This window comes from Stakelama portus, assembly GCF_003171655.1.
GTDB lineage: Bacteria > Pseudomonadota > Alphaproteobacteria > Sphingomonadales > Sphingomonadaceae > Sphingomonas > Sphingomonas portus.
Map to the genome: position 1 here is coordinate 956,862 of NZ_QFZL01000001.1, position 15,326 is coordinate 972,187.

Genomic DNA, 15,326 nt, shown 5'->3' on the forward strand with positions numbered 1-15,326 from the left:
CCGTTTCTCAGAGGGTGGCTTCGATTTCCCGTGCCGCGACATCGGGATCGGATGCCTGCGTGATCGGCCGCCCGACCACCAGGATCGATGCGCCGCCGTCGAGCGCCTGTCGCGGCGTGACCACGCGCTTCTGATCGCCGGCATGGCCATTCGCCGGACGCACGCCGGGAACGACGAAAAATCCCTGCGGCCATGTCCTGTGCGCGGCTTTGACTTCGGCGCCCGAGCAGACGATCCCGTCGAGCCCGGCTTCACGCGCGAGTTCGGTAAGGCGGACAACCTGTTCATGCGGATCGGGAGCGAGGCCGATCGATTGAAGGTCGTTCGAATCGAGGCTGGTCAACATGGTCACCGCCACCACCCTGGTCCCGGTAGGCGCAGCGGCCTTCGCATCCTCCATCATCGCGCGCCCACCGGCGGCATGAACGGTGAGAATGGCAGGCTCCAGCGGGCGCAGCGCCTGGATCGCCTTTGCCACGGTATTGGGAATATCGTGCAGTTTCAGGTCGAGGAAGATCGGCAGGTCGAGCTTCGCCATTTCATGCACGCCATGCGCGCCGTTCGCCATGAAGAACTCAAGCCCCAGCTTTATCCCGCCGACATGCGCATGCACGCGCTGGGCGATGGTCTTGGCGCGTTCCAGATCGGGAGTATCGAGAGCAACGAACAGGGGCGAGCGCATTATTTCTCCTCGGGCGGACTGGATTCAACGGGCGCCAGCGGCAATTCGCCGGCAGGCGCCACAGGTTGCGGATCCGGCGTTTCAGCCGGTGGCGGCGGTGCCGCATTGACCGCGCGCAAATCGGCGATCGCGCGTTCGAGCCCCGCCAGCCGCTGCCGCAACCGCCAGCGCAGCGCGTGATAGGCAAGCAGCATCGGCAGAAAGCCAAGCAGGAAGGTAAGGATCAGCAGGAAGGGCAGGCTGAAATCCGCGATCAGTCCGCCCCACAGGTGCAGCGCGATCCGCTCGTCGCCATTGTAGATCACGAACGCCGCGACCAGGCCTCCGAGCAGCAGCCAGAACAATATCTTGAGGAAGCGCATGCTTCTCCTTCCCTCGGCAAAACGGCCCGATTTCTTAGCGGTCTTCTATGCCGGGTCGCGGCGCTTTGCCAGTGTCAGCCGATTTCGGCGCGCAGTTCGGCAAAAAGGCTGGGAATGGCTGTCAGGCGCGGCTCTTCCTCATCGAGTATGGCGAGGAACACCCTGCGCTTGATCTGCGCCACGCGTTCGTGCGGCAGGCCGCTGGTGGCGGGCAGGGTGGAAAGGACGATGTCGATCATCCGTTCGGCACCATGCAACCGGCCCCACAGATAGTCATTCTCGCGGTACGACCGGCTGAAGAACGCGCCGAAGCTGTTGAACTGAATACCTTTCAGCGTTGCCTCCGCGCCGCCCTTGCGGATCGATCCGGCATCCTCCGGCGCAATCCGGTCGACGCGGATCGGGTCGTATTCGTTCATATTCTCGCCATGGAGCATCGGCAGCGTGGCGATGTCGAAAAAGGGGAAACCCAGATATTCGAGCAGGATCGGGCGGCGCGCCTCTCGCGACAAGGCGCTGAACCCTTCCGACAGCCGGGCATCGGTTTCGGCATCGAGCCGCTTCAGATCCATGATCCTGGCCATGTCGTCGATCAGCGCGCCCGCGTCTCCGCCCGCGCCAAGACGCCGGACCGATTCCCGAAGCCGGGAAAAATGATCCGCGCGACGGCATTCCAGATAGCCGGCCAGCGAATCGTAAATGGCGGTGCGCATCGGTGAGAGTTCGGCGCGCTGATATTCGGTGTCGAGTTCGGTGAGGCGCCGCGCGAGCAGGCGCAGCCGCCGGATGCGAAACCCGAGATCATGTTCGCGCAAAAATTCGAGAGTTGCCGGACTTGCGCCGTTCGATTGTCCCGCGCCGAACCGGCTCTGTCCGCGCGACTGCACCGAGCGCATCAGCGCGGTGCGGATCTCGCGCAGCCGGTCGCCGCCTTGATGGTCGCCGACCGTGTGCAACAGGCTGGCCATGCGATCGACCGCGCCGTCGATCTTGAGCAGGCCATAGGCAGTGTGGCCATATCCCGCGCGTGACGCGGCGGCGACCTGCGACCGGCTGCGCCATGCCGAAAGCCGCTTGGGCGTCGGATAATCCAGAAACAGCGTATAGCCGAACAGCGCCTCGACCTGAGTTTCGACTTCGGCGCGAATTTCCGCGACGATCGCCAGCATCCGTTCGATCCGGTCGGACCGCTCGGCAACGGCCTCCAGATTGTCGCGGATCGGCTGTTCGCGGGGCAATTCGGAAAGCGCGCCCATGATCGTCTGGAAAAATCCCGGATTTTCACGCGAATCGCCATAGAAATCGAACCGGGTATTGGGCGTGGGATCGATATAGACGAAACGCCGGTCGACCTGGCGGCGCGCCGGGCGTTCGCGCAGCGCATCGATCGCCGGGCCGAACGGCGCATTGGCCAGCACCGAACCGTCGATCAGCACGGCCTTTTCCGCCGCATGATCCGCCCATTGGCGCGGCAGCACATGTTCCAGGAAACGGTCGCGACCGGGCCAGGCCAACCCAAGGTCGACCACCATCTCATCGACTTCGTTCACCTTGGCGGGCGGAAAGGCGCCGGGGAAACTCGATGTGGCGCGGGCGGAGAAGGCAAGCTCGATCGAATCGCCCAGCCGATTTTCGGCGGTGCCATGGTCGGAAAATCCGAAGACCAGCCGATGCTCGTTTTCGATCACTTCGGGCGGTGAATTGAGGCGCAACCGTTCGGGATGTCCGCGAAAATCGGTCACGGTAACGAACAGGTCGAGCGGTTGCCCATCGGGCAGCAGCCGCTTGCCGGTCGGGCCGTTCTCCATCGCTTCGAACGCATCGAACAGCATTTCCAGCAGGCGACGCCCGCCAAAGGGCGGCTCGAACCATCGCGACCGGACGAAATGCTCCAGCTTGGTGCGCACTTCCTCCTGCGCGCCCGGCTCCACTGTCTGCTCGATGCTCTTGCCACGCCCCATCGCCATCCATGCGATCGGCAGCGCCCAGAATTTGGCAAGCCGGTGCGATGGCGCCTGTTTGGGATCGAGCAGCGCCAGCACATCGGCGTTCTTCAGCCACAATTCCGTCAGCGGATCGAGCGACTGGCCGCGCGATATTGCTTGTGCCAGATAGATCGCGTTGATCCCGCCGGCACTCGCACCCGACAGGATATCCACCAGCACGCGCAGCTTGATGCCGGTGGCTTCGTGTATTTCATCCAGCAGCGCGCGATAGGCGCCCTGGCTGCCGCTCGCCGGGCTATCGCCATCGCGCGCGGCCTGGCTCGCGCGGGCGAGCCGCCAGATCTCCTTGGTGATGCCGTGCATATAGACGGCAAGGCTGATGCCCCCATAGCAGACGAGCGCGAGCCGCAGCTCCTTGTCACGCGTAACGGTCATCAGCGGCTGTCGAGCGTCGCCCAGACGGGCAGATGGTCGGACGCGGTTACCGCCGCTGCGCTGCGATGCACCCCGCTGTCCGAAACGCGCAGGTCATGCGAGACCATGATGCGGTCGAGCCGCCCGACCGGTCGCCGCGCGTGATAGCTGGCGCCGGTATCGGCATAGCGAAATTCCCGCCCGAAATCGCGCAGACACCCGGAAGCCGCGCTCCATTCATTGAGGTCGCCCATCAGCACGGTCGGATATTGCGTCGTGCTGGCGGCGATATGCGCCATGATCGCATGCGCCTGACGCCGTCGCCACAGCCCCGAAAGATCAAGGTGCATGCCGACGACACGGATCATCGTCCCGCGCACGCGTATATCGGCCATCACCGCGCCGCGCGGTTCGAGCGCCGGCAGGTGGATAAGCTCGAAATCGACGATTTGCGCATCCTTGGGGACCAGCAACGCGTTGCCGTGCCATCCCATGCTGTTGGCGCGCACTTCGAACGGCACGGCTTTCCACGGGCTATGCTCGTCCAGAAGATGCGGGGTGATGACTGCGTTTCGCGCGCCGAAACGGCGATCGGCTTCCTGCAGCGCCACGATGTCCGCACCGACTTCCGACAATACGTGCAGCGTGCGTTCGGGTCGGCGCCGACGGTCGGTGCCGATCGCCTTGCGCATATTGTAACTGGCGACCTTGATCATTGCGCCCTTATCGCGGGCTTGGACCTTTGGGGGCAAGAGCCGTTACGCGTTCGAATCGTCAATTGATTGTCCGGCTGCCAGTTTTGCCGCAGCGATCAGGCTTTCGCCCGTCTCAACAGCGGCTTGCGGCGTCATGGTTACGGCAACGCCGTTCGGGCCGTCTAGCAGGACCTTGCCCCGCTCGGCACTCGCCACTCCGGCGTCGTGACGCAGTTTATCATGTGCTTCCGGTTGCACCGTCGCGCTCCTTCTTTTTTGTCGCGGCCGGGACGCTCTCGCTGGTCTGCCCATCGCTATCGACCACACGAAATTCGTCTGTCGCATCGCTTATAGACCCCAAACGAGTCAGCTGCGGTTGCGTTGCAATTTGCTGTTATTTCCTGTCGCGAACGGGACGGACCGTTGCAGCGCGAAGCTCAGCGCCGCATCGACAGCCATTGGTCGAGCATGCGAGGATAGAGCTTATGCTCTTCCACGATCACCCGGGCACCAAGCGTTTCCGCAGTATCGCCGGGCAGGATCGGCACTTGCGCCTGACCCAGCACTTCGCCGCCATCGAGCTCTTCGGTAACGACATGGACCGAGCAGCCCGCCATGGCGTCTCCCGCAGCGATGGCACGCGCATGGGTGTCGAGCCCCTTATATTTGGGCAGCAATGACGGGTGAATGTTGAGGATGCGTCCGCGCCATTTCGCGACGAAATCGTCCGATAACAGCCGCATATATCCGGCAAGCGCGATCGCTTCGACGCCGGCGTCGCGCAGCGCGGCGTCGATCGCGGCTTCATATTCGGGTTTGGGAATGCCGCGCGGCGACATCGCGAATGTCGGAACGCCTTGTTCCGCCGCCCATGCAAGACCCGGGGCCTCGTGCTTGTCGCTGGCGACGAGCACGACATCATAACCACTGTCGGGCGCACGCGACGCTTCGACCAGACTCGCCATGTTCGATCCACGACCGGAGATGAGGATGCCGACGCGGCTTTTAGCCATGGTGCGTCGCGGTCCAGGGCGCACGCGCGCTCCAGCTTTCGGCGCTGCCCGAAACGGTGCATCCGCGCTCGCCGGCTATGACGTGCCCGATCCTGTGGACTGTCTCGCCCGCAGCTTCCAACGCCGCCACAACCGCATCGGCCGCGTCCGGCGCAACCAGAACGGCCATGCCGATCCCGCAATTGAAGGTGCGCGCCATTTCTTCCGGCTCGATATTTCCCTGCCCCTGAAGAAAGGCCATCAGCCGCGGCTGTTCCCAGCGATCGGCCTCGACCATCGCATGGCACCCCTTGGGCAGCACGCGCGGGATATTTTCCAGCAGCCCGCCCCCGGTGATGTGCGCAAGCCCATGGACGCGCCCTTCGGCGAGCAGCGGCAGCAGGCTGCGCACATAAATGCGAGTCGGTGCCATCAGCGCGTCGATCAGCAATCGTTCCTGGTCGAACAGCGCAGGGCGGTCGAGCTTCCACCCCTTGTCGGCGGCAAGCCGGCGAACGAGCGAATAGCCGTTCGAATGCACGCCATTGGACGCAAGCCCCAGAATCACGTCGCCGGCCCGAACCTGGGTCCCGTCGAGCAACCGGTCGCGCTCGACCGCACCGACGCAGAAACCGGCGAGATCATAGTCGCCATCGGCATACATGCCCGGCATTTCCGCCGTTTCGCCGCCGATCAGCGCACAGCCGGCCTGACGGCACCCTTCGGCGATACCGGCGATGACTCGCTCGGCAATACCGCTCTCGAGTCGTCCGCTGGCATAATAATCGAGGAAGAAGAGCGGTTCGGCGCCCTGCACGATCAGATCATTGGCGCACATCGCGACCAGATCGATCCCGACGCCATCATGGCGGTCATGTTCGATTGCGAGCTTGAGCTTGGTGCCGACGCCGTCATTCGCCGCGACCAGCAAAGGATCGGTGAACCCCGCCGCCTTCAGGTCGAACAGGCCGCCAAAGCCGCCAAGATCGGCGTCCGCGCCGGGGCGGCGCGTGCTGCGCGCGAGCGGCGCAATCGCGCGGACAAGAGCATTGCCGGCAGCGATCGAGACGCCCGCATCGGCATAGGTATAAGGGCCATCGCCCCGTTCCGGATCGTTCATGGCAATCGCGCCTAGCGATATCGCGCTTGGATTTCCACGCCCGCTTCGCCAAAAGGGCGCCAACATGATCCAACGTCGTCATTTTCGCATGTTCGTCGCCGCCTTGTCGCTGGCCCTGCTGGGCGTGGCGGGCATGGTCGTGGCGCAGGGAACGCGCAACAACGGCTTCGACAGCTCGGGCAGTTTCGAAGTCGGCGGAGTCGAAGTCGATGTGCGCGCCGACGATGCCGAAAGCGCGCGACAGGCCGGATGGCGTTTGGCGACGCGCAAGGGCTGGGCGCAGCTGGCGCAACGGCTTGCGGGACGCAAGGGCGCAACGCTTTCCGATTCGACGCTCGATTCGATCGTTACCGGCATCATCATCGAACAGGAAAATGTCGGGCCGAATCGCTATATCGCGCGGCTTGGCGTGTTGTTCGATCGCAACAAGGCTGGCGCGTTGCTGGGCGTTTCGGCGCATGTGACGCGCTCCCCGCCGATGCTGTTGCTGCCGCTCGAATGGTCGGGCGGGGCAGGGCGCATGTTCGAACGCACCAATGCCTGGCAGGACGCCTGGGCGCGGTTCCGTTCGGGCAACAGCGCGATCGATTATGTTCGTCCGCAAGGCACCGGCCCCGATTCGCTGTTGATGAACGCCGGGCAGACATTCCGGCGCGGCCGCGGCTGGTGGCGCGAAGTGCTCGACAGCTATGGCGCCGCCGACGTGCTGATCGCCGAAGTCGAACTGCGCCGCGAATATCCGGGCGGGCCGATTACCGGCATCTTTACCGCCAGCCACGGCCCGGACCGGTTGCCGCTGGCGCGATTCGCGCTTCGCGTGAACAACAGCGATTCGCTCGATGCGCTGCTCGACGCGGGCGTTCAGCGGATCGACAAGGTCTATCAGGACGCGCTGACATCGGGGCTGCTCAAGACCGACCAGCTGCTTTCCTTCCATCCGCCGACACCGCAGGTCGAGGAAGAAGCGCCCGAACAAACTGCCGTAGACACGACGCCGTCGGTGCAACCGACGACGCCCGCCGACACCGCCACTAGCTTGTCGGTTCAGGTTGATACTCCGGATGCGTCGGCCTTCCTTACGTCTGAAGGCGCGCTCCGAGGGATACCGGGCGTGCGCTCGGTTACGACCAGCAGCACCGCGCTCGGTGGCGTTTCGGTAATGCGCGTCACCTATGACGGCAGCATCGGATCGCTGCGCGCCCAGCTCGAAGGACGCGGCTGGAGCGTGCAGCAGGGGCCGGGCGTCCTGCGGATCAGCAAGCCTTCGGCAGCGCCGCCGCGCCCAGCATCGACGGAACCTGCAGGCCAGGAATGACGCAACTGCGCCTGCCGCTCGGATTGCCCGAGCCGCGCGACGCGGAGTTTCTGGTGAGCGATGCCAATGCCCGCGCCGTCCAGCAACTCGATCGCTGGGGAGCGTGGCCGGTGATGGCCGCGCTGCTCGTCGGGCCGCGCAAGTCGGGCCGCAGCCTGCTCGCGCGCATCTTTACGGCCAAGACCGACGGCACGATGATCGACGACGCCGAGCGCGTTGCCGAAGCGGACATTTTTCACGCCTGGAACGATGCGCAGGCACGCCGCCATCCCTTGCTGATCGTTGCCGATGCGCCGCCGCCCTCATGGTCGATCCGCCTGCCGGACCTGCGTTCGCGGATGATGGCCACCCCGGTACTGACGATCGATCCGCCCGACGACATGCTGATGGGGCAATTGCTCGGGCGCTTTTTCGATCGCCGCCTACTGGTGCCTGCGCCGGACCTGATTCCCTGGCTCGTGGCCCGGGTGGAACGCAGTTATGTTGCGCTCGTTCGCATAGCTGACACATTGGAGGACGATGCTGCGTCACGCGGCACGGCGCGCTTGTCGATCCGGGCGGCGAAAGGCACATTGGAAAATGCCGGGCTGTTGCCCAAATCGGAACCGGAAGCTTTCAGCGAGACCCCATGAACCGACCTGCCAGCCTCCGATTCGAAAATGACGATCCCTTTGCGGTCGATCGTACCGAAAGCCGTTATTTCAATCGCGAGCTTTCATGGCTTGCGTTCAATGGGCGGGTGATGGAGGAAGCGTCGAACCCGGCGCATCCGCTGCTCGAACGGCTGCGCTTCCTGTCGATCTCGGGATCGAACCTCGACGAATTCTTCATGGTGCGCGTCGCCGGGCTCAAGGGGCAACAGCTTCAGGAAGTCGAGCAGCGTTCGGCCGACGGCCTCACGCCAGGGCAGCAGCTGGTCGCGATCATCGCCGAAGGCAATGAGCTGGTCGCCAACCAGCAGGCCGCTTGGAAGAATCTGCGCCCCGAACTGGCCGAAGCGGGCATCACGGTGCTCGAGGCCCAAGACATTGCCGGCGAAGAAGCCGAATGGCTCGAACGCCATTTCCGCGATCAGATTTTTCCGATCCTGACGCCGCAGGCACTCGATCCGGCACATCCCTTTCCGTTCATTCCCAACCGGGGATCGAGCGTCATTTTCGATCTCGTCCGGCGATCCGACCGCGAGCCGATCCGCGAACTGGTGCTGTTGCCGACAACCATGTCGCGTTTCATCCGCCTGCCGGGCGATGCAGCGCGCTATGTCATGGTCGAAACGCTGCTCATCCATTTTTCCAAGCTGCTGTTCCCGGGCTATGATGTGAAGGAATCGGCGGTTTTCCGCGTGCTGCGCGACAGCGATATCGAAATCGAGGAAGAGGCCGAGGATCTCGTTCTCTATTTTCGCAGCGCGATCAAACGCCGGCGGCGCGGGCGCGTGATCCGGCTCGAGATGGAAAGCAGCATCTCTCCCGCGCTCGAAGCGACGCTCAAGGAAGAGCTGGGCGGCAGCGACGCGATCCTGACCGAAAAGGGGAGCTTCCTGGGCATCAGCGACCTTTCCGCGCTGGTGGAAGAGGACAGGCCGGACCTTAAATTCCCCCCCTACAGCCCGCGCTTCCCCGAGCGGGTGCGCGAATATGGCGGCGATTGCTTCGCCGCGATCCGCGCCAAGGATATCGTCGTCCATCACCCCTATGAGACATTCGACGTCGTGCTCGCCTTTCTGCGACAGGCCGCGCAGGATCCCGATGTCGTCGCGATCAAGCAGACGCTGTACCGCGCGGGCAAGCAGTCCGCGGTCATCAACGCCCTGATCGCCGCCGCCGAGGCGGGCAAATCGGTAACCGCCGTGGTCGAGCTGAAGGCGCGTTTCGACGAGGAGCAGAATCTGCTCTGGGCTGCAGCGCTCGAACGCGCAGGCGTGCAGGTGGTGTACGGCTTCATCGACTGGAAAACCCACGCCAAGATTTCGGTGGTCGTGCGGCGCGAAGGCGATGGCTATCGCAGCTACTGCCATTTCGGGACGGGCAATTATCACCCGATCACGGCGCGTATCTATACCGATCTCAGCTTCTTCACTGCGGATGCGCGGATCGGTCGCGATGCCGCGCAGATCTTCAACTATGTCACCGGCTATGTCGAACCGCAGGCGCTGGAGCTGATCGACATCAGCCCGCGCAATCTGCGCGCGCGACTGATGGAACTGATCGACGAGGAAATCGCCCATGCGCATGCCGGTCGGCCGGGAAACATCTGGGCAAAGATGAATTCGCTGGTCGATCCGGCGCTGATCGACAAGCTGTATGAAGCGAGCGATGCCGGAGTGCAGATCGACCTGATCGTGCGTGGCATTTGCTGCCTGCGTCCCGGGGTCGAGGGTCTTTCGGACAATATTCGCGTCAAATCGATTGTCGGGCGTTTTCTGGAACACAGCCGCATCTGGGCGTTCGGCAACGGCAAGGCACTGCCCAATGACGGCGCCAGGGTCTTCATTTCCTCCGCCGACTGGATGCCGCGCAATCTCGACCGGCGAGTCGAATATATGCTGCCGATCCTCAACAATACCGTGCACGACCAGATTCTCGATCAGGTGATGGTCGCCAATCTGCTCGACAACGAACAAAGCTGGGAACTGCATCCTGACGGAAGTTACGAGCGCATCCATCCCGATGGCGCGCGACCGTTCAACCTCCACCGTTATTTCATGACCAATCCGTCGCTTTCCGGGCGCGGCGCTGCGCTGGAGGCGGGGGGCGATGCCGTTCCCAAGCTCACCATCCGCCGTCGCCGCACACCGGCACGGGGACATTGAGCGTGGCGACCTTGTTATTCCGCAAGCCGCGCCTCGATCCGGCGCTGACCGATACCCGGCGCGCGATCATCGACATCGGCTCCAATTCGATTCGTCTGGTCGTGTATGACGGCCCCGCGCGACTGCCCGCGACGCTGTTCAACGAAAAGGTGATGGCGGGCCTCGGCAAATCGCTCGCCGAAACGGGCGCTATCGAAGAATCCTCGCTGGCGATGGCGCGCGCCGCGCTGGCGCGCTTTGCCGGGCTCGCGCGCGAGATGGAGGTTTCCAGCCTTCGCACCGTTGCCACCGCCGCAGTGCGCGATGCGAGCAATGGGCATGAGATCATCGCCGCCGCCGAAGCAGTCGGGCTCGACGTCGAAATATTGTCGGGGCTCGAGGAAGCGATGGCTTCGGGCATGGGCGTGCTGTCGGGCATTCCCGATGCCGACGGGATTGTCGGCGATCTGGGCGGCGGCAGCCTGGAACTGGTGCGCGTGGTCGCCGGCGCCGTTACCGATCGGGTGTCGTTTCCGCTGGGCGTGCTGCGGATTGGTGCGATCCGGGAAAAAGGGCATGGCGCGCTCGACCGCAAGGTCGCGCGCCTGTTGCGCGAGGCCGGCTGGAAGGGGCGGGGCGAAGGCCTGCCTTTCTATCTTGTCGGCGGCTCGTGGCGCGCAGTTGCGCGGCTCGACATGCATCTGTCCAAATTCCCGCTGCCCGTGGTGCACCAATATGCGATGTCGCCCGAGCAGATCACTCGGCTGGGCCGCACCGTCAGCCATATTTCCAAGAGCAAGCTAAAATCGGTCGCCGGGCTTTCGAGCGGGCGTATCGCGACGCTGGGCGATGCCCAGATGCTGCTTTCCTCGGTGCTCAAGCATCTTGGCAGCAGCGGGACGGTGGTATCGGCATTCGGATTACGCGAAGGGCTGCTCTTTTCGACGCTTTCGCCCGAGGCGCGGCGCGAAGACCCGTTGATCGCCGCCGCGCGGGAGGAAGGCGACCGGCTGGGCCGCTTCCCCGGCCATGGTGATTTGCTCGACCGGTGGATCGCGCCGCTGTTCGCCGACGAACCGTCCGACCTCAGCCGCCTGCGCCATGTCGCGTGCCTGCTGGCCGATGTCGGCTGGCGCGCCAATCCCGAATTCCGCGCCGAACGCGGGCTGGAAGCGGCATTGCACGGCAATTGGGTGGCGATCGATGCGACCGGGCGCGCGATATTGGCGCAGGCATTGTTCACGTCGCTCGGCGGCGGGCTTACGACGCCGCCTGCGCTGACGGTGCTGGCCCCGACCGAACTGCTCGAACGCGCGCAGCTATGGGGTCTGGCGATCCGGCTGGGCCAGCGGCTGAGCGGCGGCGTGGCGCGGCCGCTCGAACGCTCGCGCATCGAAGTTGCCAAGGGCCGCCTGCACCTGCGCCTCGAACCGGTCGACGCTGCGCTCTATGGCGAAGCGGTTCAGCGCCGCCACAAGACGCTGGCGTCGGCGATGGCGCTGGAACCCGAATGCAGCCGATAATCAGCCGCAGGTGATTTTGGTGATCGTGCCGTTTTCGTCGGTATAGACGTTCACCCGATCGCCCCGGAAATCCATCGTGACCATCGTATCCGGCGGAATCGGCCGCAGCGTGCGTGCGCCCGAAAGCCGCTGCGCGTCGCGCGCCGTACCGCCATTATAGGGTTTGCCGACCAGCGATTGCGCCGGACCTGCCTGACACAAGCCGCCATCGGCAGGCGGCGGCGCGGGTTCGGGGGGAAGATCGGGAGTACAGGCGCCCAGCATCAGCGGCGCAATCAAAACCATTCGTTTCATGCAACTTCCTCGGTACGCGTCATCTTGAGCTTACCGTTGCGTACCGTGAACCCAAGCTGACCCTCGACCAGGGCAAGCGCATCGCGGCCGAACTGCTCATAGCGCCAGCCTTCGAGGATAGGCAGATTTTCCCGCTGCCCCGCAGCCAGCGCCTCAAGCTCTTCGGAACGGGCGAGCAGGCGCGCGGCGACGCTGATTTCCTTTGCGCGGATCTTGAGCAGCAGCTTGAGCAGATCGGCGACCAGCGCGCCGTCCTTGCCCAATGCCGGCTTGCGCGAATCGCGCGAGGGCATTTCGTCGCCCGAAAGCGGTTGCGCATCGGCAAGTGCCGCCAGCAGCCGCCCGCCGATATCGTTTGACGACCATGCGCCGGAAAGGCCGCGCACGCGCCCCAGATCGGCCTGTTTGCGCGGCGGATTGGCGGCCAGATCGGCCAGCGTTTCGTCTTTCACGATGCGGCCGCGCGGCAGATCCTTGTTCTGCGCCTCGATCTCGCGCCAGCGCGCCAGCGCCTTGAGACGGCCGAGAACATCGGCCTTGCGGCTGGGAATGCGGACTCGCTGCCATGCCGCATCGGGATCATTATGGTAGTTTTCCGGGTTGGAAAGCCGTTCCATTTCCTCGTCCAGCCAGGCGCCGCGCCCGGTCTTGACCAGCTTGTCGAGCATCTTGGGAAAGATCATCGACAGATGCGTCACATCGGCGATCGCATAGTCGATCTGACGCTTGTCGAGCGGACGGCGGCTCCAGTCGGTGAAGCGCGCGCCCTTGTCGATGACAATGCCCAGATAGCTGTCGACCAGATTCGAATAGCCGATCTGTTCGCCTTGCCCTAGCGCCATCGCTGCCACCTGGGTGTCGAACATGGGGTGGGGGGTCTTGCCGGTAAGGTTGTAGACGATTTCGATATCCTGCCCGCCGGCATGGAATACCTTCAGCACGTCGCGATTCTCGGTCAGCAGCTCAAGCAGCGGTCCAAGGTCGAGTCCCTCGGCCTTTGGATCGATGGCGGCGGCTTCCTCATCATCCGCAATCTGGATGAGACATAACTCGGGCCAATAGCTGTTTTCCCGCATGAATTCGGTGTCGACCGCCACGAAAGGCTTTTGAGCGAGGCGGTTGCAGAGATTGGCGAGGGCGGCAGAGTCCTCGATAAGGCCATGAATATGCATCGTGGCCCTTTAGACCGACATGCGCGGGTTGACAAAGGACGATGCGACGAGGATTCGCGCCGCTCGTATCAAATCGAGCGTCGATATGGCCTTTGCCCGTATTCCGAGCCTTATCTTACGGCGAAAGAAAGCGGTATCGCGGCTGATCTCATCGACCGAAAAACAGAGTTTGAAGCCATGCATCCCTATCGTACGCACAATTGCGGTGCGCTGACCGCGGCCAATGTCGGTGAAGAAGTCCGCGTTTCGGGCTGGGTTCATCGCAAACGCGATCATGGCGACCTCGTCTTCATCGACCTGCGCGACCATTATGGCCTGACGCAGATCGTCACCGAAGTCGACGGCCCGGCCTTTGCCGTGATCGAGTCGCTGCGCAGCGAATCGGTCGTCACCATCACCGGCAAGGTGGTCGCGCGCGACAAGGAAGCGATCAATCCGAACCTGCCGACCGGCGAAATCGAAGTCCGCGCGAGCGAGGCGACGGTCCAGTCGCAGGCGCAGGACCTGCCGATGCCGGTGTTCGGCGATTCGGAATATCCTGAGGATATCCGCCTGCGCTATCGCTATCTCGATCTGCGGCGCGAGAAAGTGCACAAGAATATCCTGCTGCGCTCGAACGTGATTTCGTCGCTGCGCCGCCGGATGATCGATCAGGGCTTTACCGAGTTCCAGACGCCGATCCTGACCGCGTCGAGCCCCGAGGGCGCGCGCGACTATCTGGTGCCCAGCCGCGTCCATCCCGGCAAATTCTATGCGCTGCCGCAGGCGCCGCAGATGTTCAAGCAGCTGCTGATGGTCGCCGGCTTCGACAAATATTTCCAGATCGCGCCGTGTTTCCGCGACGAAGACGCGCGCGCCGACCGCAGCCCGGGCGAATTCTATCAGCTCGATTTCGAAATGAGCTATGTCACGCAGGACGATGTGTTCGCCGCGATCGAACCGGTGCTGCACGGCGTGTTTGAGGAATTCGCAAATTGGGAAGGGCTGAACCGCACCGTTTCGGCGCTGCCGTTCAAGCGCATTCCGTACAGGGAATCGATGCTCAAATACGGCAATGACAAGCCGGACCTGCGCAATCCGATCCTGATCACCGACGTGTCTTCGCATTTTGTCGGATCGGGCTTTGGCCGTTTCGCCAGCATCGTCGAGGGCGGCGATGTCGTCCGCGCGATCCCGGCACCGGGCACCGCGGAAAAGAGCCGCAAATTCTTTGACGACATGAACAGCTGGGCACAGGGCGAGGGCTTTCCCGGCCTTGGCTATGCCACGCGCAAGGGCGGCGAATGGGGCGGGCCCATCGCCAAGAACCATGTTCCGGAAAAGATGGACCAGCTTGCCGAAGAACTCGGCCTTGGCCCCGATGACGGCATCTTCTTTGCCGCAGGCAAGGAAGCGCAGGCGGCCAAGCTGGCTGGGCTGGCACGCACCCGCGTTGCCGAGCAGCTGGAACTGATCGACCAAAGCCGGTTCGAATTCTGCTGGATCGTCGACTTTCCGATGTTCGAATATGACGAGGACGCCAAAAAGGTCGATTTCAGCCACAACCCCTTCTCGATGCCGCAGGGCGAGATGGACGCGCTGGAGACCAAAGACCCGCTCGATATCCTCGCCTGGCAGTACGACATCGTCTGCAACGGCGTGGAACTGAGCTCGGGCGCGATCCGGAACCATCGCCCGGACATCATGTACAAGGCGTTCGAAATTGCCGGCTATTCGCGGGAAGATGTCGATACGAACTTTGCCGGCATGATCAATGCGTTCAAATTCGGCGCGCCGCCGCATGGTGGCTCGGCGCCGGGCGTCGACCGCATCGTCATGCTGCTCGCCGACGAACCCAATATCCGCGAAGTCATCGCCTTCCCGATGACGCAGCGCGCCGAAGACCTGATGATGGGCGCGCCGAGCGAGGTTTCGGAAAAGCAGCTCAAGGAACTGCACATCCGGCTCGCGCCATCGGTGGCGGCGGAAAAGGCGAAGCGGGAGGCCGCTGAAATCGTGTCGCCGGACGCCGGTTGAACGG

14 protein-coding genes are annotated in these 15,326 nt (G+C 63.7%); 5 read left to right on the plus strand and 9 right to left on the minus strand.

Translation table 11 applies throughout. The annotated features are described in order from the left end of the window. Window positions 1-7: 7 nt before the first annotated feature. The 7 genes from pyrF to purM all read right to left on the minus strand — a co-directional run bounded on the left by pyrF (window position 8) and on the right by purM (window position 6,211). Entirely contained in the window at window positions 8-682 is a 675-nt protein-coding gene (gene pyrF / locus DKB74_RS04475; protein WP_109806851.1) for an orotidine-5'-phosphate decarboxylase, read from the minus strand. Next, window positions 682-1,044, minus strand: a complete 363-nt coding sequence (locus DKB74_RS04480) for a LapA family protein (protein ID WP_109806852.1) — start codon at window positions 1,042-1,044, stop codon at window positions 682-684. Before DKB74_RS04480 ends, pyrF begins: the two co-directional genes overlap by 1 nt. A gap of 74 nt (window positions 1,045-1,118) precedes the next feature. After that, window positions 1,119-3,425, minus strand: a complete 2,307-nt coding sequence (locus DKB74_RS04485) for a patatin-like protein (RefSeq protein WP_109806853.1) — start codon at window positions 3,423-3,425, stop codon at window positions 1,119-1,121. Continuing rightward, a complete protein-coding gene (locus tag DKB74_RS04490) occupies window positions 3,425-4,120 on the minus strand; it encodes an endonuclease/exonuclease/phosphatase family protein (RefSeq protein ID WP_109806854.1) in 696 nt (231 codons plus the stop codon). Before DKB74_RS04490 ends, DKB74_RS04485 begins: the two co-directional genes overlap by 1 nt. A 42-nt stretch (window positions 4,121-4,162) precedes the next feature. After that, a complete protein-coding gene (locus DKB74_RS04495; protein WP_109807125.1) occupies window positions 4,163-4,357 on the minus strand; it encodes a hypothetical protein in 195 nt (64 codons plus the stop codon). A gap of 179 nt (window positions 4,358-4,536) precedes the next feature. After that, window positions 4,537-5,112: a phosphoribosylglycinamide formyltransferase gene (gene purN, locus DKB74_RS04500; RefSeq protein ID WP_109806855.1), complete on the minus strand. Its 576-nt coding sequence runs from the start codon at window positions 5,110-5,112 to the stop codon at window positions 4,537-4,539. After that, a complete protein-coding gene (gene purM, locus DKB74_RS04505; RefSeq protein ID WP_109806856.1) occupies window positions 5,105-6,211 on the minus strand; it encodes a phosphoribosylformylglycinamidine cyclo-ligase in 1,107 nt (368 codons plus the stop codon). The genes purN and purM overlap by 8 nt, the downstream gene beginning before the upstream one ends. Before the next feature lie 64 nt (window positions 6,212-6,275). Between purM and DKB74_RS04510 the strand changes: the two genes are divergently transcribed. The 4 genes from DKB74_RS04510 to DKB74_RS04525 are packed head-to-tail and all read left to right on the plus strand — an operon-like array spanning window position 6,276 to window position 11,840. Next, entirely contained in the window at window positions 6,276-7,526 is a 1,251-nt protein-coding gene (locus DKB74_RS04510) for a heavy-metal-associated domain-containing protein (RefSeq protein ID WP_239987365.1), read from the plus strand. After that, window positions 7,523-8,158 carry a P-loop NTPase family protein gene (locus DKB74_RS04515; protein ID WP_109806858.1) on the plus strand — a complete coding sequence of 212 codons (636 nt, stop codon included), beginning with the start codon at window positions 7,523-7,525 and terminating at the stop codon, window positions 8,156-8,158. The genes DKB74_RS04510 and DKB74_RS04515 overlap by 4 nt, the downstream gene beginning before the upstream one ends. Beyond that, on the plus strand, window positions 8,155-10,338 hold the full coding sequence (locus tag DKB74_RS04520) for an RNA degradosome polyphosphate kinase (RefSeq protein ID WP_109806859.1): 2,184 nt from the start codon (window positions 8,155-8,157) through the stop codon (window positions 10,336-10,338). Before DKB74_RS04515 ends, DKB74_RS04520 begins: the two co-directional genes overlap by 4 nt. A 2-nt stretch (window positions 10,339-10,340) precedes the next feature. After that, the gene (locus DKB74_RS04525; RefSeq protein WP_109806860.1) at window positions 10,341-11,840 is read left to right on the plus strand and encodes a Ppx/GppA family phosphatase; all 1,500 of its coding nucleotides are present in this window, start codon (window positions 10,341-10,343) and stop codon (window positions 11,838-11,840) included. Here DKB74_RS04525 and DKB74_RS04530 read toward each other — a convergent pair whose 3' ends face one another. Next, window positions 11,841-12,134, minus strand: a complete 294-nt coding sequence (locus DKB74_RS04530; RefSeq protein ID WP_109806861.1) for an I78 family peptidase inhibitor — start codon at window positions 12,132-12,134, stop codon at window positions 11,841-11,843. Beyond that, window positions 12,131-13,306, minus strand: coding sequence for a ribonuclease D (rnd, locus tag DKB74_RS04535; protein ID WP_109806862.1), 1,176 nt, complete (start codon window positions 13,304-13,306; stop codon window positions 12,131-12,133). Before rnd ends, DKB74_RS04530 begins: the two co-directional genes overlap by 4 nt. 177 nt (window positions 13,307-13,483) lie before the next feature. On the opposite strand from rnd, the gene aspS reads away from it, so the two are divergent. After that, window positions 13,484-15,322 carry an aspartate--tRNA ligase gene (gene aspS / locus DKB74_RS04540; RefSeq protein ID WP_109806863.1) on the plus strand — a complete coding sequence of 613 codons (1,839 nt, stop codon included), beginning with the start codon at window positions 13,484-13,486 and terminating at the stop codon, window positions 15,320-15,322. The last annotated feature ends 4 nt before the right edge of the window (window positions 15,323-15,326 follow it).